17 protein-coding genes are annotated in these 19,232 nt (G+C 45.4%); 6 read left to right on the forward strand and 11 right to left on the reverse strand.

What is annotated here, in order from left to right:
- The first annotated feature begins 20 nt into the window (after positions 1–20).
- Together JK628_RS15700 and pcaF are read left to right on the forward strand one after the other, a co-directional pair.
- The gene (locus JK628_RS15700) at positions 21–1,472 is read left to right on the forward strand and encodes an aspartate aminotransferase family protein (RefSeq protein WP_237524032.1); all 1,452 of its coding nucleotides are present in this window, start codon (positions 21–23) and stop codon (positions 1,470–1,472) included.
- Positions 1,469–2,686, forward strand: a complete 1,218-nt coding sequence (pcaF, locus tag JK628_RS15705; RefSeq protein WP_202285672.1) for a 3-oxoadipyl-CoA thiolase — start codon at positions 1,469–1,471, stop codon at positions 2,684–2,686. Before JK628_RS15700 ends, pcaF begins: the two co-directional genes overlap by 4 nt.
- A 280-nt stretch (positions 2,687–2,966) precedes the next feature.
- Here pcaF and JK628_RS15710 read toward each other — a convergent pair whose 3' ends face one another.
- The 3 genes from JK628_RS15710 to JK628_RS15720 all read right to left on the reverse strand — a co-directional run bounded on the left by JK628_RS15710 (position 2,967) and on the right by JK628_RS15720 (position 4,610).
- Positions 2,967–3,437, reverse strand: a complete 471-nt coding sequence (locus JK628_RS15710) for a GNAT family N-acetyltransferase (RefSeq protein WP_202285674.1) — start codon at positions 3,435–3,437, stop codon at positions 2,967–2,969.
- Between the two features lie 64 nt (positions 3,438–3,501).
- Positions 3,502–3,849 (reverse strand): cupin domain-containing protein, encoded by a 348-nt coding sequence (locus JK628_RS15715; protein ID WP_202285676.1) that lies wholly within the window; start codon positions 3,847–3,849, stop codon positions 3,502–3,504.
- A 179-nt stretch (positions 3,850–4,028) separates the two neighbouring features.
- Positions 4,029–4,610 (reverse strand): GNAT family N-acetyltransferase, encoded by a 582-nt coding sequence (locus tag JK628_RS15720; protein ID WP_202285678.1) that lies wholly within the window; start codon positions 4,608–4,610, stop codon positions 4,029–4,031.
- Between the two features lie 218 nt (positions 4,611–4,828).
- On the opposite strand from JK628_RS15720, the gene JK628_RS15725 reads away from it, so the two are divergent.
- The 4 genes from JK628_RS15725 to JK628_RS15740 all read left to right on the forward strand — a co-directional run bounded on the left by JK628_RS15725 (position 4,829) and on the right by JK628_RS15740 (position 9,536).
- A complete protein-coding gene (locus JK628_RS15725) occupies positions 4,829–6,133 on the forward strand; it encodes a polymorphic toxin type 44 domain-containing protein (RefSeq protein WP_202285680.1) in 1,305 nt (434 codons plus the stop codon).
- A 399-nt stretch (positions 6,134–6,532) separates the two neighbouring features.
- Positions 6,533–6,859, forward strand: a complete 327-nt coding sequence (locus JK628_RS15730; RefSeq protein WP_202285682.1) for a hypothetical protein — start codon at positions 6,533–6,535, stop codon at positions 6,857–6,859.
- A gap of 529 nt (positions 6,860–7,388) precedes the next feature.
- Positions 7,389–7,715: a hypothetical protein gene (locus JK628_RS15735; RefSeq protein ID WP_202285684.1), complete on the forward strand. Its 327-nt coding sequence runs from the start codon at positions 7,389–7,391 to the stop codon at positions 7,713–7,715.
- Positions 7,716–7,823: 108 nt separating this feature from the next.
- On the forward strand, positions 7,824–9,536 hold the full coding sequence (locus tag JK628_RS15740) for a proline--tRNA ligase (protein ID WP_202285686.1): 1,713 nt from the start codon (positions 7,824–7,826) through the stop codon (positions 9,534–9,536).
- 96 nt (positions 9,537–9,632) lie between these two features.
- Here JK628_RS15740 and JK628_RS15745 read toward each other — a convergent pair whose 3' ends face one another.
- The 8 genes from JK628_RS15745 to JK628_RS15780 all read right to left on the reverse strand — a co-directional run bounded on the left by JK628_RS15745 (position 9,633) and on the right by JK628_RS15780 (position 19,122).
- Positions 9,633–10,856: a phenylacetate--CoA ligase family protein gene (locus tag JK628_RS15745; protein ID WP_202285688.1), complete on the reverse strand. Its 1,224-nt coding sequence runs from the start codon at positions 10,854–10,856 to the stop codon at positions 9,633–9,635.
- Between the two features lie 15 nt (positions 10,857–10,871).
- Entirely contained in the window at positions 10,872–11,690 is an 819-nt protein-coding gene (locus JK628_RS15750; protein ID WP_202285690.1) for an ABC transporter ATP-binding protein, read from the reverse strand.
- An 81-nt stretch (positions 11,691–11,771) separates the two neighbouring features.
- On the reverse strand, positions 11,772–13,058 hold the full coding sequence (locus tag JK628_RS15755; RefSeq protein WP_237524034.1) for an ABC transporter substrate-binding protein: 1,287 nt from the start codon (positions 13,056–13,058) through the stop codon (positions 11,772–11,774).
- Between the two features lie 70 nt (positions 13,059–13,128).
- Positions 13,129–14,202 (reverse strand): branched-chain amino acid ABC transporter permease, encoded by a 1,074-nt coding sequence (locus JK628_RS15760; RefSeq protein ID WP_202285691.1) that lies wholly within the window; start codon positions 14,200–14,202, stop codon positions 13,129–13,131.
- Positions 14,203–14,264: 62 nt separating this feature from the next.
- Positions 14,265–15,158, reverse strand: coding sequence for a branched-chain amino acid ABC transporter permease (locus JK628_RS15765; protein ID WP_202285693.1), 894 nt, complete (start codon positions 15,156–15,158; stop codon positions 14,265–14,267).
- The gene (locus tag JK628_RS15770) at positions 15,155–17,119 is read right to left on the reverse strand and encodes a long-chain fatty acid--CoA ligase (protein ID WP_202285695.1); all 1,965 of its coding nucleotides are present in this window, start codon (positions 17,117–17,119) and stop codon (positions 15,155–15,157) included. Before JK628_RS15770 ends, JK628_RS15765 begins: the two co-directional genes overlap by 4 nt.
- A complete protein-coding gene (locus tag JK628_RS15775; RefSeq protein WP_202285697.1) occupies positions 17,119–17,916 on the reverse strand; it encodes an ABC transporter ATP-binding protein in 798 nt (265 codons plus the stop codon). Before JK628_RS15775 ends, JK628_RS15770 begins: the two co-directional genes overlap by 1 nt.
- 165 nt (positions 17,917–18,081) lie before the next feature.
- Positions 18,082–19,122, reverse strand: coding sequence for a DcaP family trimeric outer membrane transporter (locus JK628_RS15780; protein WP_202285699.1), 1,041 nt, complete (start codon positions 19,120–19,122; stop codon positions 18,082–18,084).
- Positions 19,123–19,232: the final 110 nt, after the last annotated feature.

The raw sequence follows: 19,232 nt of genomic DNA on the forward strand, positions 1-19,232 counted from the left end.
AGCATTGAAATGGAATGAAGATGATGTCTGAACCTGAGAACAATAGCTGCAAAAACAGCAGTACTGAAATAGAGACTGGACGCTGTAGCCAGCTCTACCAAAAAGCCCTTAAGCTAATGCCGGGTGGCTGCAGCAGAAATACCGTGTTACGTAAGCCAAATCCACTTTATGCCCAGTCAGCAACAGGGTGTGTGGTAACCGATATAGAGGGCGTGCAACGCATCGACTTTGCCAACAATATGGCAGCGTTGATCCATGGCCACAGCCACCCCAACATCGTTAGCCGAGTGAGTGAGCAACTAACAAAGGGTTGTGCATTTACCCTAGCAACCGAAGTCGAGATCGATTACGCCCAGCACCTGTGCAGTCGTAACTCAGGCTTTGAGATGATCCGTTTCGTCAACTCCGGCACCGAGGCGGTAATGAGCTGTTTAAAGGCATCACGCGCCTATACAGGTCGAGCTAAGATTGCCAAAGTCGAAGGCGCCTATCACGGGCTTTATGACTATGCAGAGGTGAGCCAAACAGCATCGCCATCAACCTGGGGAGAGGCATCGAAGCCAAACAGTGTTCCTGTCGCCTTTGGCACCCCCCAAGCCGCCCTTGATGACGTAGTGGTGATCCCCTTTAACGATGTCGAACGTGCAATTGCTATCTTAGACCAACATAAAGCGGAGTTGGCCTGTGTCCTAGTCGACCTTCTCCCCCACAGAGTTGGTTTGATCCCAGCATCTGAAGCGTTCGTTGTGGCGTTAAGGGAGTGGACAGAGCAAAACGGTGCTTTGCTGGTGTTTGATGAAGTGATCACATTCCGTAACGGCTATGGCGGCGCGCAGGATAACTACCCTATCACGCCAGATCTCACCGCCATGGGCAAGATGATTGGCGGGGGCTTTCCTGTCGGTGCGCTAGCAGGCAAGGCCAAGGTGATGGACGTGATGAACCCTCTTAATGATAAGGTATTGTTCCCACACTCAGGGACCTTTTCAGCAAATCCTGTCACCATGGTGGCAGGGTTAAGTGCTATGGAACTATTTGATGCTGAGGCAGTGATTAAGCTTAACGCGCAAGGTGATAAGCTAAGAGCAATGATAGCGGATGTGATAACTGAGGCGAATGTACCAGCGTGTGTCACTGGCGCTGGATCTATGTTCCGCATCCATATGAAAGCGGTGCCCCCCGCAAACTACCGTGATGCCTTTGCTTCACCTCAAGAGGCAAAATTGATGACGGCGTTGGTGGATCACCTCTTCGATAATGGCTTTATGATGATCAATACCTGCTCCGGCACACTCTCCACAGTGATGAGCGAGCAGACGTTAACTCACTTTGCGAGCGTTTTATTGGCAGGGCTAAAAAAATTAAAACCGCAGTTTGATCCCCTGATGGACTTAGCAGCGCTAACAGTCTCCGGCAGCGATAAACCGCTGTCGTTATCAACTGTCGAAATGAACAATAGGAAACAACAATGAGCTCAGATTGCTTAAAAGATGTCTATATTTGTGATGCCATCAGAACCCCAATCGGGCGCTATGGTGGCGGACTGTCATCCATCCGCGCCGATGATCTCGCCGCCTTGCCGATAAAAGCGTTAATAGAGCGAAACCCAAGTGTAGATTGGCAAGAGTGTGACGACCTACTGCTGGGTTGCGCTAACCAATCGGGCGAAGATAACCGTAACATAGCACGTATGGCTGGGCTGCTCGCAGGCCTTCCATTAGAGGTGGCAGGCTGCACCATAAACCGCTTGTGTGGTTCAGGGCTAAACGCCCTAGGTGACGCCGCCCGAGCGATCCGCACTGGCGAAGCTGAACTCATGATTGCCGGCGGCGTTGAGAGTATGTCGCGCGCCCCCTTTGTGATGCCTAAAGCGACCACCCCCTTTGCTCGCTCGACTGAGTTTTACGATACCACCATGGGCTGGCGCTTCATTAACCCAGAGTTCAATAAGCAATATGGCACCGAGGCGATGCCACAAACAGCAGAAAACCTAGCCCAAGAGTTTGCGATCTCCCGTGAGGACCAAGATAGCTTTGCCCTGTGGAGTCAGCAAAAAGCCGCTAACGCGCAAAAAGCAGGTTATTTTGATAGAGAGATAGTGCCGGTGACGGTTCCAGTGCGCCGCGGCGACCCTGTCATCTTTAGCCAGGATGAACACCTGCGTTTGAGTAGCTTAGAAAAGTTAACCAGCTTAAAGCCACTATTTGATAAGGGAACTATCACCGCGGGGAATGCTTCTGGTATCAATGATGGTGCCGCTGCTTTACTACTGGCCTCAGCCGATGCAGTGCAACGACATCAACTTAAACCTAGGGCTAAAATTTTAGGGATGGCGGTTGCTGGCGTGCCCCCTCGTATTATGGGGCTAGGTCCCGTCCCCGCAACGAACAAGTTACTCAAACGATTATCGCTAACTCTGGACGATATGGATATTTTAGAGTTCAATGAGGCATTTGCAGCGCAGGCGTTAACCTGTACCCGTGAGCTAGGTTTGCAAGATGACGATCCGAGAATTAACCCACAAGGCGGTGCCATCGCGCTAGGCCACCCACTAGGAATGAGTGGCGCAAGACTTGCCACAACAGTGGTAAATCAACTTGAGCACTCCCAAGGTCGTTACGCGCTCTGCACTATGTGCGTTGGTGTGGGTCAAGGCATTGCCATGGTAATTGAAAGAGTGGGTTAACAGCGTTAGTTAACGGGTATAAATGAAGTCACTATTAGTGGCTTCTCATTATCTGCGTAAAAAATTAACTTTGGCGATGTTACTGCTCGTAGCTCACATTGTATCTAACTTGAACAAAATCGTTTAGGTAAACCTCTGACTGAGCATCTGTCAGCTTGACGGCGTGGTCAATCTTGCCAAAAGAGGAATGCCTGTCCCTAATAGCAGCGGTACTTTGGTAATGATCATCTGGTTAAAGACACTAACCCATAAATATCAATTGCGAGCAAGAAAGTAACATTCAGTTGATTGCTTTTGTCATAGAAACAGACGCCAGCTCAAAGCCTAATGGATGCCTCCAGAGGGTTTCTTGCTGTGCCTCAAATCCTATACTTTGGTAGAAAGCTACAGCATTAAGAGATGAAGAAAGTGCTAACACTTCAACCCCTGCATCTTTTGCGTTTAGCAACAATTGATTAGCTATCAGCTTTCCATAGCCTAAGCCGACGCAGCTAGGGTCAACAAAAAGCGATTCCAAACGACTTTTTTTGATATCGACAAAGCCAAAGCTTACTAACTTGCCATGTACTTCAGCAACGACCGCGCCAAGAGAGACTAATATTTCATCAAAACCATCAGGCATAGGTGAGCTCGCCCAAGCAGAAACTATTTGATTAGAATAATGGCTTGAACACGTCTGCAATATCGCTTGTGTTCTTATCTCCCACACCCGAGTTACATCTGTTTTAACTAGCTTGCGGATAGAAAGCATATCATTCCCTTAGTATTCCGTGCATTGTTTTGGCCAAAGACAAAAGTCACTTTGCTTACTATATTTATAAAGAGACCTGCACAACCAATAGATCGATTACATCATCAGAGTTGTTCACCAAGCCATGTTCACCCCAAGGCTGGTTCAAAATCATATCTCCTTTTTTCACCTGAACTGTTTTACCATTTAATGTCATTTCGCCTCTTCCCTCAAGCACGATATAGATCTCTTCATTATTACCATGCTTGTGATAACCCACGGTCGATTGTGGCGGAATAACGACCCTATCGATAAAATCAATATTGCTTTTGAAGTCTTTGGAGTTCCATATTTCAAAAAGTTCATACTCACCGATACCATCATGTGAGTTTTCTAGCGCTTGCTTTTTTACATCAATAAAGTTTTTAATCACTCTTTCTATCTTCCTTCGCTATAACGCTTCGAAAAAGCGTTAACTCACGATATTCAAGCTAAACTAAATCAATTACAAACAATACTTTATAGTAAAAATAATGACTACAAATTAAATTAAATTGAATTCAGCTCAGTTAGCCTGCTAAAAAATTATTACAACGCCATTAAACTCTGCGCTCAACCGAGTTTACTGAGTAATTGATTCTTCACCGATGGCCATTCCGAGGAGATGATTGAGTACATGACCGTATCTCTAATTGAACCATCTTTCATTATTTGATGACTGCGAATAATACCATCTTGTTTAGCGCCTAGCCTTTCAATTGCCTTTCTTGAAGCCTGATTAGAAAAATGAGTTCTAAACTCAACCGCATTAGCGGCACATTGTTCAAATATAAACTTTAATAATAACAGCTTACACTCTGTATTTACGGGAGTTCGCCTAACGGCTGCACAATACCAAGTGTAACCAAGCATCGCTCGTCTATTTTTAGCATCGACATTGTAAAAGCGGGTTGTTCCAACAATTTTGTTCGTCACTTTACATATAACCGCAAATGCGATGCCTCCTTTTCTTGCATCAACAATCGCCTCGGTCACGTATTGAAGCATTGACTCAGGATTAGGAACATTAGCAAACCATAACTGCCACGATTCACCGTCAAGAACGGCTTCTTTCAAGCCACTGACATGTTCCTCACTCAATGGCTCAAGTGTGACAAAGTCTCCCTCCAAACTCGTCGTCGATAACCAGCTCATCCAACTCTCCTTGTATATTCTGTTAATTTTTTTATTTCCAGTAAGACATAGTTATTTGTTCATTATTCACTCGCGAAACGCTCAACCCCTTTCTAGTTGGCATAACCACGCTCCAGTAAATTAAACATGATAAAAAATCATAGCGAAACCACACTGCGCCGACACCCAACTTGTTAACATACAAGCAACAAATCTCCGACCTACGGTAACGATGGAACATGATAACGATAAAACAAGCTATTCTAGTGTTAGTACTCATTATTTTTAGTCAAACAGCTAATGCACAATGTAAGGCTATTAATGCATTTGAAGAGATTCAACTACATTCGAATACCGATGCACCAAATAGAAATAGATGTGTAGAAATACGGAATTTGGTACCAGAATACACCATCCTAGATCTAGGAGGTATTAACATAAACGGAAAAAATATTTTTTTATCCTATCATTTGATTGTCAAAGATATGAGTGACAATATGATTTTGGACAAAATAATTACCGCCTCAGGCTATGATCAAAAACTAGAGCTTGCAGGGCACTCTAACATCGTTATAGAGCTGCTACCTTTAAGTGGCGTGGACACTCATAACTTCACTTTCAATGTGCTTAACGCTAATGAAAACAATGAATTTAGTATTATTAACATCGCCACTCTAGCGTCGATAGTCTCACCTCCACAAAGCAATCCTACATGCCGTGAAAGGGACTGTACTGGAAATGGTAGACCAGGTACAGAAAACCCCTACGGAGTCGCGCAGTTTGCAGTAGACTCATTTGCAGTAAACTCAGTTCCAAGCGAAGCATCACAGTGTACAGCGAGTAATCGTCCACCACATAAAGCGCCGTTAAATACCGAAACAAATGAAACTCTAAACTATAATCGTGAATTTCAGCAGGCTGAAGCCAGTTATGCGTCAGACCAATCAAAATATACAGCGCCGGCCGCGGCAGCAAAATCCTTTTACGACCTCTACCAGGATCATCAGACAGGTGCGGTCTACGATGTAAAAAGTCCGGATAGTAAGTACTACGATGCTAACAGCACATCACAAATAAGATCTGATAATGGCAATTTCTTCTTCGGTGGCATAATGGCCGCAAAAGGTTTTTCACAGGCATTTACAGTAAGGGCTTCTGCAGCCTACCAAGGGATTCAAGACCATGGATTAAACCCAGTAGGGTTAAACGCCGGCTATATCAATTTCGTATATAATATTGGAGACAACCTTGGTGATCCGGAAATGGTTACCCGAGGCTGGGATTATAAAACTGAAGTGCAATCTGAAAATCGCTATGATGAAAAAAGTAGCTCATGTACAGATGCTGACACTCTGAACAATCAAGATGAAGAAAACCCACCATCGAGTGGCGGCCCAAATAACGGAGGAGGTGGAGGAAACCCACCTGGGGATGGTACACCAGGCCCCATAGGCCCCATCGGCTCTCCTTTTTATGACGGGGGAACGGAATGGTGTTTTGTACAGGAAGGTTACCCTACCTATTGCTGGGTTGAGTACGACTAAGGTGAGGTTAACTCAATATGATTAGATTAGATTAGCTTTCAGGACGAGTTCGCTTACAATTTCTAACTGATTTAAATGAAAGCTAAAGACGGGGATTAACAATGACGGTAAAATCATACCCTCATGTGATTCCCCCTTAAAGCTTTCCATAAGTACGTAATGCTATATTGGAGATACCAATTGAAATACAGACCCATCTTGATAAGCTTTTTCTTGTTGCTAACACTGACTTCATGCTTTAACTACAAATCAGTTACACAGCTTGAATCGGATTTTTATAAATATCAATTAGATTTCATTACCTTGTCTGAGGTTGCTTGTGGCTTAAACATAAAATCACAGCACAGAGTTATTTATGAAACTGGTGATTTGCCCAATTTAGAGACTTTTTGGGGTCGATTGAAAACAATATTACGCAAAGACAACGACCCCTTCTACCAACTCGTTGACGAAGGAAAACTATCCCCCAATCTCTATAATAAAATTGCCGTAATGGATGAAGCCATGGACGCTATCGGTGTTGACCGCATAGTAATAAGTAATTACAGCCGTTGCAGCTTAAGTGTCGCCGTCGGGGACGATAAAGACCAATATTGGTATCTATTTCAACCACGTGAGCACTGGAAGGACATGATTATCGATGATCATAGCATGGCTAACAAGGATGAAACTTATGCCATCGAGTTAGCTAACCATTGGTATTTTTCACGCTTCTTCATTCCATAACAACCGACAGAAACAAACTAATGAAAATGGTCGAGCAGGCCCCATCGGCTCTCCTTTTTATGACGGGGGAACGGAATGGTGTTTTGTACAGGAAGGTTACCCTACCTATTGCTGGGTTGAGTACGACTAAGGTGAGGTTAACTCAATATGATTAGATTAGATTAGCTTTCAGGACGAGTTCGCTTACAATTTCTAACTGATTTAAATGAAAGCTAAAGACGGGGATTAACAATGACGGTAAAATCATACCCTCATGTGATTCCCCCTTAAAGCTTTCCATAAGTACGTAATGCTATATTGGAGATACCAATTGAAATACAGACCCATCTTGATAAGCTTTTTCTTGTTGCTAACACTGACTTCATGCTTTAACTACAAATCAGTTACACAGCTTGAATCGGATTTTTATAAATATCAATTAGATTTCATTACCTTGTCTGAGGTTGCTTGTGGCTTAAACATAAAATCACTGCACAGAGTTATTTATGAAACTGGTGATTTGCCCAATTTAGAGACTTTTTGGGGGCGGTTGAAAACAATATTACGCAAAGAAAACGACCCCTTCTACCAACTCGTTGACGAAGGAAAACTATCCCCCAATCTCTATAGTAAAATAGCCGTAATGGATGAAGCCATGGACGCTATCGGTGTTGACCGCATAGTAATAAGTAATTACAGCCGTTGCAGTTTAAGTGTCGCAGTCGGGGACGATAAAGACCAATATTGGTATCTATTTCAGCCACGTGAGCACTGGAAGGACATGATTATCGATGATCATAGCATGGCTAACAAGGGTGAAACTTATGCCATCGAGTTAGCTAACCATTGGTATTTTTCACGCGAAGTCATTCCATAACAACCGACAGAAACAAACTAATTAACCAGTTTCATCCAATCGGTAGGTGACATCACTTCAACAAGTGATAAAATAGCGCCCATTCAACTCAATTTTGGACACTCGGTAATGCGCGTAAGCAAGTACCTGCTATCAACTCAAAAAGAAACACCGGCTAATGCAGAAGTCATTAGTCACCAGTTAATGTTACGTGCGGGCATGGTCCGTCGTAATGCATCAGGCTTGTACAGCTGGTTGCCGACAGGTTTACGTGTACTGCGTAAAATTGAAGCTATCGTTCGTAAAGAGATGAACAAGGCGGGTTCTGTTGAGATCCTAATGCCGATGGTTCAACCTGCGGATCTTTGGGTTGAGTCAGGTCGCTTAGAAAAGTTTGGTCCTGAGCTACTGCGCTTTCAAGACCGTCACAACCGTGACTTCGTTTTGGGCCCAACTCACGAAGAAGTGATCACTGACATCGTGCGTAAAGAGGTTAACTCTTATAAGCAACTACCACTGAACTTGTTCCAAATTCAGACTAAGTTCCGTGACGAAGTCCGTCCACGCTTTGGTGTGATGCGTTCACGCGAGTTCTTGATGAAAGACGCTTACTCTTTCCATTTAGATCAAGAAACCATGGATGAAACCTATGAGTCGATGTTCCAAGCTTATAGCAACATTCTGACTCGCTTAGGCTTATCATTCCGCCCTGTAATGGCAGACACCGGTGCTATCGGTGGCAGCACATCACATGAATTCCACGTGCTCGCTAACAGTGGTGAAGACTTAATTGCATACTCGACAGAGAGCGATTACGCCGCAAACATTGAAAAGTGTGAAGCGCCTATGCCAACTGACACTCGTCAAGCAGCAAGCAGCGAAATGACGCTTGTTGATACACCTAATGCTAAAACAATTGCAGAGCTTGTTGAGCAACATGGTATTGCGATTGAGAAAACAGTTAAAACACTTATCGTTAAGGGCGCAACAGAAGAAGCACCATTAGTGGCGGTCGTGGTTCGTGGCGATCACGACCTAAACGAAGTCAAAGCTGAGAAAATTGATGCGGTACTGGCACCATTTGAGTTTGCCGATGAAGCTGATATTCGTAAAGCGATTGGCGCGGGCGCGGGCTCAATTGGTCCTGTCGGTCTTAACATTCCAGTGTTTATTGACCACAGCGTTGCGGTCATGAGCGACTTTGGCGCGGGTGCTAACCAAGATAACAAACATTACTTTGGTATCAACTGGGAGCGCGACCTGCCGACCGCGCAGGCATTTGATCTTCGTAACATCATTGAAGGTGAGCCTAGCCCTTGTGGTAAAGGCACTATTGCCCTGCTTCGTGGTATCGAAGTCGGTCATATCTTCCAGTTAGGCAGCAACTACTCTGAAGCGATGCACGCTAACGTACTCGACCAAAACGGTAAGTCTAAGACCTTACTGATGGGTTGTTACGGTGTGGGTGTGAGCCGCATGGTTGCCGCAGCCATTGAGCAAAACCACGATGACCGCGGTATTATTTGGCCACAAGCCATTGCCCCGTTCACTGTCGGTATTTTGCCAATGAACATGCACAAGTCTCATCGCGTTAAAGATAGCGCTGAAAAGCTTTATCAAGATCTGACAGACGCAGGTTTCGAAGTCTTGTTTGATGACCGTAAAGAGCGCGCGGGTGTGATGTTTGCAGATATGGAGCTGATCGGCTTGCCAAATGTGGTTGTTATTGGCGACCGTAACATTGATAACGGCGTATTCGAGTATAAGAATCGTCGTACTGGTGAGAAGCAAGAAGTGCCATTTGAGCAGATAGTTGAGTTCTTAAAAGCACAACACGCTTAAACACTGCGATATAAGCTTTTAAACTAGCTTTAGCTGTGACATTAAAACGCCGATGATAATTCATCGGCGTTTTTGTTTACAGCGTGTATTTAAGCGTTAACGTCGGTCTTCAATCACAATACCATCGTCTGGCAAACTACCAAACTCTACCAAACTGACATCGCCAGAAAGCTGAGTCACCGCTCGAATCGTTTGCTCAATCGCAACGATATCAGTGTCAAGCCGGGCACTATCGTCCACTTCACACCGTAAACACATCTGGTCATTATTATTTTCGTGGTTTACCACCAGTCTGACTCGCTTAATTTCACTATGGGCAAGTCTGATCTTCTCAATCTGCTCAGGGTGGATAAACAAGCCTTTCACTTTCGTGGTTTGGTCGGCGCGCCCAAGCCAGCCTTTAATCCGCATGTTAGTACGGCCGCACTCACTTGGACTGTCTAATTGCGCGCTTAAATCACCCGTCGCAAAACGGATCAGTGGATAGTTAGGGTTAAAACTGGTGATCACCACCTCCCCCACTTCACCTTGGCTAACAGGCGCTAAACTTCCGGGCCTGACGATCTCCAAAATAATATCTTCAGCTACGACTAACCCCGCATCCGCAACACTCTCAAAGGCAATCAGGCCGATATCAGCAGTCGCATACGCCTGCTTAACCTCAATATCCGCTTCATTAAAGACGGCTTTAAGTGCAGGCGTTAATGCCTCACCGCTGACTAACGCTTTCTTAAAGGACAATTTCTTCTGTTGAAGTTGCGCTTTATCGAGCAATATTTTTAGAAATGAAGGCGTACCACAGTAACTATTGGGTCTTAGATTACTAATAATATCCAACTGTATGTCTGTCTGCCCAGGGCCTGCGGGGATCACGCTACAACCGCAGGCTTTAGCGCCTGAGTCCATAATAAAACCGCCAGGCGTAAGATGGTATGACAAACAATTTTGCACCAGATCGCCAGCCCTAAAACCCGCCGCAAAAAATGCTTGCCCCATACGCCACCAATCATGCCCATCCGCTTCTGGCTCATAAATGGGGCCAGGAGACTGAAATATTCGGCCGATGCTGTTCATATTCGGCACCATGTCTGCAAATGGCATACTTGCCGCTTGCAGCTTAATCAGATCCGATTTTCGAGTAATTGGCAGCGTAGCCAGCGCTGCGCGCGAGTTAACTTGGCTTAGATCTACATCAGCGAACACACGCTGGTAGTAATCAGATGACTGCTCGGCAAAGCTTAAAAAATCGCTCAAGCGAGACATTAACCTCGCTTCTCGCTGCGCTGATGATTGATGCTCTTGTGCATTAAAAAATGGCATGGGTATGGCTCCTTACTACAACCAACGTTTACGGCGCTTATAAGATTTAAGATTTTTAAAACTCTTACGTTTTTCGTTGCCGCCACCAAGATAGAACTCCTTCACATCTTCGTTATTCAATAGCTGCTCTTTGCTGCCATCGAGAACGATTTTTCCTGACTCCATGATGTAACCGTAATTGGCCGCCTTTAGCGCATAGTTGGCATTTTGCTCCACCAGCAGCATAGTGATCCCTTGATCACGATTAATCTTCTCAATAATGCCAAACACCTCTTTAACCAGCAGCGGCGATAACCCCATCGACGGTTCGTCTAAACAGATCATTTTGGGTCGTGCCATTAACGCGCGCCCAATTGCTAACATCTGCTGCTCACCGCCAGATAGATATCCCGCTAATCCCGTGCGCTCTTTAAGGCGAGGGAAGTAGTTAAACACCATGTCGATATCTTGATTTACTTGGCCATCGTTTCGGGTATATGCACCAAGTTTAAGATTCTCAATCGTACTCATATCCTCAATGATCCTGCGCCCTTCCATCACTTGGAAAAGCCCTGAGCGCACCACATCTTCAGCATTTTTTGCATCAATCCGCTCACCCATAAAATGGATATCACCGCGGGACACCTCACCATTTTCGGTCTTTAACAAGCCAGAAATCGCTTTTAGGGTGGTCGATTTACCCGCGCCGTTAGGTCCTAACAGGGTAACGATTTCTCCCTGAGGCACGTCGATACTTACGCCACGTAGCACTTGAATAACATCGTCGTAAACCACTTCTATGTTGTTGATTGATAAAAGAGGACTTTCAGGCTTTAACTGCACAGCTTGTGTCATAACAACTCCAACTTTCGATGAATAGCCTAGCAAGAGAACCCTCGCTTGCTAGGCAGGTAAACGGGACTAAACCTGCGAGGCTTAGTATCCTAACCAGTCAACGCGGCGCTCTAACGTTATTTGATTCACTTTCTCGACACGTACATCACCACCATTAAAGTTGCCTTTATAGATGTTCACTTGGTTAATACCGCGATGGTCTTCAGGCGTCCACGTTGCCGCTAAGCACACGCCCTCGAGTCCTTTTGGAACCCAGTTCTCACGCGCATACATCCCTTTTTTAACGTTCTCTCCGGTGACACCGCCATTGGCTTTTGCCCACTCCATCGACTCTTTCATAAAGTAAGTTGAACACACACCACGGATATAGTGATGTAGTCGCTCTTTACCACCTTCGCTGTCGGACATCTTTGATATCTCACGAACCAACTTCATCCCTGGTACATCATCTGTCCAAAATGGCGTCATGGTCGGGAAAATATAGTTTTTAACCCCCTCACCCGCCGCTTTAAAGACCAGTTTGTCACCGCCCCAGATATTCGACATAAACTGAATATCTGTGCCAACGGTATTACAAGACTTAATCAACGATTGCACTGAACCACCTAGGTTGCCGATATAGCCGTAGTTTGTTTTTGAGCTTTTAAGGCTTAAACACTGGGCCTTAAAGTCGCCTGGTTTCATTGAAATAACCACTGGCGGCTGAACATCAAAGCCTAGCTCTGTGGCATATTCGCCGCAGGCCGCTTTCGGTGCGTTAGGAAATGGGTGGTTAGCGCCGATATGAGTAAATTTTGGTTTACCTTGGCCACCTTTGTTTTTCCAATCATCAGCTGCCCATTGAACCAGTCCACGACAAGCGTCAGAGTAAGATGCACCATAGAAAAAGTTATACGGTGCTGGCTTTTTAGTGTTGGGGTTCTTGCCTTGTGGATCTGTTAGGTGACCTGAATAGGATGCTGAAAAAATAGGTGTTTTATCTTTAGCCGCAAACGAGATCAGTGCTTCGGTATCTGCAGTGCCCCAGCCCTGCATCGCCACCATATTTTTACGCGACTGCCACTTTTTATAAGAGGCTATCGCTTGTGGCACCTTGTAACCGTAATCAATGGTTTCATACTCAAGCTTGGTGCCATCGATACCGCCATGGGCATTAATATAAGCCAGTGAATCACGTACACCATCAGCGTAAGGTTTGCCGACGAACGCTGTAGGGCCTGACATATCCGCTAAATGACCAACAAAAATAGTCTCCTCCGCCTGAGCTAAACCGCTGCCTGCAGTGGCTAAGCAAGCAAGGCTTGAGCCCAGTGCCCATTTTAAGTATTTCACTTTGTTTAAACCGCTATTGTCAGTATTATTATTCATAGTTATGATCCTTCAAATGTTCAGTCAAAGTTGCAAGCTGTATACCGCACTTGTTACAGCTCGATAAAAATTAGTAAGCAAATGGATAGAATTTCCAGTAGTTCTTAATCTGCGCCCAACGATGAGCAAGTCCTTCTGGTTCGAAAATCAAAAACAGGATGATGACCAGCCCAATCGCCATCTCTTTGATATAGGCTAAGCCGTCGGTCACCATGGGGATATCACCCCAGCTTGTGTACTGCATCAGGCTAACCACGGTTTCCAGCATTTCAGGCAGAAGCACCATAAACACCACTCCCATCAAGGTGCCCTTAATCGAGCCAAGCCCACCAATAATCACCATGGCGAGAAATTGAATCGACATTAAGATGGTAAAACCCTCTGCTGACACATAGCCCAGGTAGTGCGCATATAACGCGCCACCAATACCGGCGTAAAATGAGGAGATCCCAAAGGATAACAGGCGATATTTATTGAGCTTTACGCCCATTATCTCAGCAGAAAGGTAGTGATCACGTACCGCAACAAAGGCGCGCCCATCTCGGCTACGCATCAAATTGCTGCCCCAGATGTACATAAACACCAAGGCAAAAAGGGCGATGTAGTAAAAGCTCTGATCGGTGTCGAACTCAAATCCAAATAGATTAATAGGCGCAGCCATCGAACCTGATGACCCACCAGAGAACCAATCAGCTCGAGCAAAAAAGTCCTCAATGATGAACTGAGCCGCCAAGGTCGCTATCGCCAAATACAACCCCTTAATCCGTGCAGCAGGCATACCAAACATCATGCCTACAGCCATGGTTAGAAAACCGGCTAAGGGGATACAAAGCACCACCGGGATTTGAAAGCTGGTATTTAACCAAGCGGAAGCAAATGCACCAAAACCAAAAAATGCGCCATGACCCAGTGAAATTTGCCCAGTAAATCCGACCAGTATGTTGAGCCCTAATGCTGCTATACCGAGGTAAGATATTTGAATGAATAGGGTGAGAAAATAGCCGTCGAGTACTAAAGGTGCTCCGCAAGCAATCGCGATAACAGCAATCATCATTAGCCGAATGGTCTTAGTTTCAAATATGGTATTGTCGGCTTTATAGCTGGTGCGGAAATCTCCGCACGGACGCATCGCTAAGCTAGACATAAAAACTCCTTAAACAAAAATTGGCGAACGTAATTAACTTATAAATCACTAATAAATCAGACTTAAATTCGCTCGATATCACGGGTACCAAATAGACCGTAAGGTTTAAACCAAAGGATGATCAGCAGTACATAAAACGGCGCTATGTCATACATATTGCCGATATGCAGATACTGGCTATCGAAGAACTCGGCGACGTTTTCAAGAACACCTATTACAATGCCCCCGACAATCGCGCCGACAATCGAGTCCAGACCTCCTAAAATAACCGCAGGAAAGACCTTGATGCCTATAGAAGAGAGGGAATCTGAGACACCATTTACCATGCCGATCACAACTCCTGCGGTTGCAGACACAGTGGCTGCAATTCCCCAACTCATGGCAAAAACTTGTTTAACGGATATGCCTAAGCTTTGCGCCACTTGCTGGTCAAATGCCGTGGCGCGCATTGCCAGACCATGCTTAGAATATTTAAAGAACAAGAAAAAGCTGACCATAATGATGAGGGCTATCACGGTACTCATTAGGTAAGCCAACTCGATGTTGAGCCCAAATATAGCGATAGATTGGGTATCGAAAACGCGAGGATAACTCTGCGGCGATACACCAAAGATCCACTTCGTCAGAGACTGGAAGAAAATCGACAGACCTATAGTCACCATGATCACCGAGATAATCGGTTCACCAATCATCGGACGCAGCACAATCATCTGTAACACGACGCCAAATACCGCCATAAAGCAGAGGGTGAGGAAAAAGCCTAAGAAGAAGGGCAACTCCAAGTACACCAATAATGCCCAGCATACCCATGCCCCAATCAACAAGAACTCACCTTGGGCAAAGTTAACAATCTGGGTAGATTTATAGACTAAGACAAAGCACATCCCCACCACACCGTATAACAGACCGACAATCAGGCCATTGATGATTAGCTGTAGCAACAGTTCAAAATTCATGAGGCTCTCCTTTGAGCAAGATCAGTGTCCAACGCCGCGCTAGCATCAATAACGGTTGCCACGTTTAACTGGGTTTTAATACGGGATTTGCTGCCGTCTTGGAAGGTGATCACGGTATCAATATCAACATGGGGCTTATCGCTATAGATAGACTCAATAATGTCGGCGTACTTGTCTGCAATCACGCCGCGGCGTACTTTACGCGTACGGGTAAGCTCACCATCATCGGCATCAAGCTCTTTATATAACAATATGAATTTATTTATTTTTTGCGCATCTGGCAGCGATTGATTGACGATTTCAATCTCTTTGGTGAGCTGCTGATACACTTCAGGTAAACTCGACAAGTTGGTGTAGTTTGTAAATGCCAATCCTTGCTGTTCAGCCCACTTTGAGACGATGCTAAAGCGGATACACAAGATGGCAGAAAGGAAAGGTTTGTCTTTACCGAGAATGACTGCTTCACCAATAAATGAAGAGAACTTCAATTTGTTTTCAATATATTGCGGTGAGTATTGGATCCCTTGACTGGTTTTAGCTAAATCCTTGATTCGGTCAATCACCACAAGATGCCCTGAAGGCTTGAAATAACCGGCGTCTCCAGTGTGCATCCAGCCATCTTTAACGTCTTCGTCAAATGCGGCTTGGTCGCCTAGGTAGCCATTGAACATACCCACTGTTTTAGCGATGACCTCACCTACCCCTTCGCTATCGGTATTGATCACCTGCAATTGGGCGGTATCGAATGCCACCCCGACACTGTCGTAGTCGACATCATCTTGATGATGAATGGTATAAGCGCCACACATCTCAGTCTGGCCATATAGCTGACGCAATGGCACCCCAATACTCTGGAAGAATTTGAAGGTATCGGGCCCCATTGCGGCGCCACCCGTGGCGGCGGATTTCAAGAATGAAAAACCTAATCTGTCACGCAATGCTTTCATTAAAATGGCATCCGCCAAGGTCGAACGTTTTCCCTTAGCGAGTGCGTTTTCGGCACGTTTCATCGCAAACTCAAATAATCTCTTTTTCAGCGGCGTTGAATCCATCATCCGCGCTTGAACATCGGCTAAAATCCCCTCCCAAACACGGGGTGCCAGTAGAACGAAGCTTGGACCTATTTCGCGAAGATCCGCCATCATGGTTTCTTGCTCTTCGACAAAGTTAACGATTTGTCGGGCAATTAACGCCTGCCCTACGGCATATACCTGCTCCATGATCCAAGGCAGCGGCAGTACTGACACGTAGTTATCACCTGGGTCTCTGGGATCGGCACGCAGATATGAGCAACAATGTTCGATAAACTTGCTGCCTTGGAGTAAGACTATTTTAGGCTTTGAAGTGGTACCGGAAGTGGTGCAATAAATAGCGATGCTCTCGGGTTTTCCGGCATCGACTAGTGCGTCGTAGCTTTGCGGGTTTTTCTTATCTAACTGCTGCCCAGTTTTGTATACATCTTCGATGTTGATTAAGCGTGGGTCGTTATATTTGCGCATCCCCCTTGGATCGCAATAAACAATATATTTTACCGCCGGGATTTGATCGCCAAGCTCAAGCAGTTTGTCACACTGCTCTTCATCTTCCGCTATTACCACCTGCGCATTACTGCGATTCAGTAAATAAGCGACCTCTTCATGCATTGAGTCTTGATAGATCCCCAGCGAATAACAACTCATTGCATGGGCGGCAACTTCGCCCCAAACCCACTCGGGTCGGTTATCACCAAGTAGTGCTATCGTCGCTTCAGCTTCGATACCCAAATGACGCAGAGTCAGGGACAGCCATTTCACACGGTTGTGATAATCGAACCAGCTAAATTCACTCCAAATGCCAAACTCTTTCTCGCGCATAGCGATGTCATCAGGCCACAACGTGGCGTTATGGCGTAGAATTTTAGGAAAGGTATCCATGTCGCCCATCTCAAAGCGACCTGCCGGTGATTGATTGTCTGTTTTCATTAGCCCACCTCTTGTAATTGCTCGTTATCATCTAAGCCTAAATAGGCCTGTCTAACGTGCTCGTTGGCCATCACCTCATCGGGTAAACCACTGACGAGTTTCTTACCAAAATCGAGTACCATCACTTGATGAGAGATATCCATAACAACCCCCATATCATGCTCAATCATGACAACCGTAATACCGAACTCTTCATTGAGATCCAAGATATAGCGCGCCATATCCTCCTTCTCTTCTAGGTTCATTCCGGCCATAGGTTCATCTAATAGAATTAGCTTGGGGTTGAGTGCGATAGCACGGGCTAGCTCGACACGCTTACGCAGGCCATAAGATAGGGTGCCAGCAATCGATTTGCGCACGTGGGATATATCGAGAAAATCGATGATCTCCTCCACCTGGCGACGATGCTTAAGCTCCTCTTTTTGAGCGGGAGATGCCCAGTAGAGTGGACCAGTTAACCAGTTGTTTTTCATCTGGTGATGTCGGCCAACCATGATGTTGTCGAGGACCGACATATGGCCAAATAGTGCGAGGTTTTGAAAGGTACGGCCTATACCCAAATCGGCGCGGTCATTTGGGCGTAAATGGGTCACTTCCTGATTATCAAATTGAATACTGCCCTCATAAGGGCGGTAGCGACCTGAAATACAGTTGAGCATTGAGGTTTTACCCGCGCCATTTGGGCCGATAATCGAAAACACCGCCCCTTTCTCAACTTCAAAGCTCACATCGGTTAATGCCTTAACACCACCAAATGCCAATGAGATCTGTTCAACTTTTAATATTTTATCTGTCACACCCATACTCCTTTAAACTGCACATACCGTTTTAATCGTTAGGCTCAAACTAGCTTGAGCATTAGCGTTAAACGACTGTCATGGGTAACCAACAACGGGGTTTACAAACATTACTCTGCACAAAATAGCTAAGGCAGATGAGTAAGCTCAGCTGCCATATAACGGCTACAGTGCGTAACGGAATGAAAGCTGAGCGTAGTCTGAGTCGACATCTTGGTCGCCAATTTCAAAATTGCCGACTTCGATACCAATCGCTAGCTGGGGTGTTAAGTTTTGAAATAGGTTGACGCTCCATTGACTGCGCTCGGCCTCGGCGATATCAGTTTCAACACGGCCATAAAGCACGGTACTTCTCAATGTGTCAGTCCAGTAGTGACGATATGCCGCCAAATAAGAAGTGGTATTTTCAACCTCCTCGCCAATTAAATCACTCGCGGCACCGACACCAACATAACGGCCGATTTCACCTTGATGGAATTGAAAGCGCAGATCGTCTTTACCAAAGGTTTTGATTCGACCCGCTATAGAGCCACCGAAGGCTGTTTCGCTATTACCCTCTGTCGTATTTAGATTTCGACCAAGTGCAGACAATGAGATGTTGCCCCAATCGCCTTTGAAGTTATAGCGAGCAACCACATCGGGGAGATCATCATTAGCGGTGTCACCACCGACACTCTCAGGATTTTCTATCGATACTTGAAAGTCACCGATGTCGTAGCGGACCTGCCCTTGACGAATAAACGCAAGGCCGACTGTCGCACCAGCAAAGTCAGCTGTTTCAGGAATGGCGCTGGTGTTCATAAAGGTGGTCCAGGTTTGCCCCACCGTTAAACCGTCATACTTAATAAACGCATGACGTAATCTTGGGTTAGCAGAGTTCGACACCACCTGATTACCGCCACCACCGAGAAAGTCCATTTCAATAAAGCCCATCACGTCGCCATGAACATATTTAGTATTAAAACGTGATTCATTGGCAAAAATACGAAATTGAGATGCACTCTCCTGTAGTGGAGCACCAGTACCAATCCAAAAGTCACGATAACCAACATCACCGCTGACATAGCGCGCATCGACTTTAATGTAACCACCGAAGGTTAATTTTCCATCATCACCAACTTCAAATTCATAACTCGCAGCAGCGGAGCCTGCTAATAAACACAATGAAGCCGCCAATGTAATTTTTTTAATTTTTGAAATGAGCATCTTTTATCCCCTTTAATGTCTGCACTCAAGATGAAGAAATAAAGCGGTTTACTCAATTATGTATTGGTATTAGTGCAGCAGTATTAATACGTTAGCTTTAATACGTGCGG

This window comes from Shewanella sp. KX20019 (assembly GCF_016757755.1).
Lineage (GTDB): Bacteria > Pseudomonadota > Gammaproteobacteria > Enterobacterales > Shewanellaceae > Shewanella.

What these genes read in the sequence shown, in the direction of transcription:
- JK628_RS15700 (WP_237524032.1), top strand. Translation starts at nt 21, where the DNA reads ATGATGTCTGAACCTGAGAACAATAGCTGCAAAAACAGCAGTACTGAA.
- pcaF (WP_202285672.1), top strand. Translation starts at nt 1,469, where the DNA reads ATGAGCTCAGATTGCTTAAAAGATGTCTATATTTGTGATGCCATCAGA.
- JK628_RS15710 (WP_202285674.1), bottom strand. Translation starts at nt 3,437, where the DNA reads ATGCTTTCTATCCGCAAGCTAGTTAAAACAGATGTAACTCGGGTGTGG.
- JK628_RS15720 (WP_202285678.1), bottom strand. Translation starts at nt 4,610, where the DNA reads ATGAGCTGGTTATCGACGACGAGTTTGGAGGGAGACTTTGTCACACTT.
- JK628_RS15725 (WP_202285680.1), top strand. Translation starts at nt 4,829, where the DNA reads ATGATAACGATAAAACAAGCTATTCTAGTGTTAGTACTCATTATTTTT.
- JK628_RS15740 (WP_202285686.1), top strand. Translation starts at nt 7,824, where the DNA reads ATGCGCGTAAGCAAGTACCTGCTATCAACTCAAAAAGAAACACCGGCT.
- JK628_RS15745 (WP_202285688.1), bottom strand. Translation starts at nt 10,856, where the DNA reads ATGCCATTTTTTAATGCACAAGAGCATCAATCATCAGCGCAGCGAGAA.
- JK628_RS15750 (WP_202285690.1), bottom strand. Translation starts at nt 11,690, where the DNA reads ATGACACAAGCTGTGCAGTTAAAGCCTGAAAGTCCTCTTTTATCAATC.
- JK628_RS15755 (WP_237524034.1), bottom strand. Translation starts at nt 13,058, where the DNA reads ATGAATAATAATACTGACAATAGCGGTTTAAACAAAGTGAAATACTTA.
- JK628_RS15760 (WP_202285691.1), bottom strand. Translation starts at nt 14,202, where the DNA reads ATGTCTAGCTTAGCGATGCGTCCGTGCGGAGATTTCCGCACCAGCTAT.
- JK628_RS15765 (WP_202285693.1), bottom strand. Translation starts at nt 15,158, where the DNA reads ATGAATTTTGAACTGTTGCTACAGCTAATCATCAATGGCCTGATTGTC.
- JK628_RS15770 (WP_202285695.1), bottom strand. Translation starts at nt 17,119, where the DNA reads ATGAAAACAGACAATCAATCACCGGCAGGTCGCTTTGAGATGGGCGAC.
- JK628_RS15780 (WP_202285699.1), bottom strand. Translation starts at nt 19,122, where the DNA reads ATGCTCATTTCAAAAATTAAAAAAATTACATTGGCGGCTTCATTGTGT.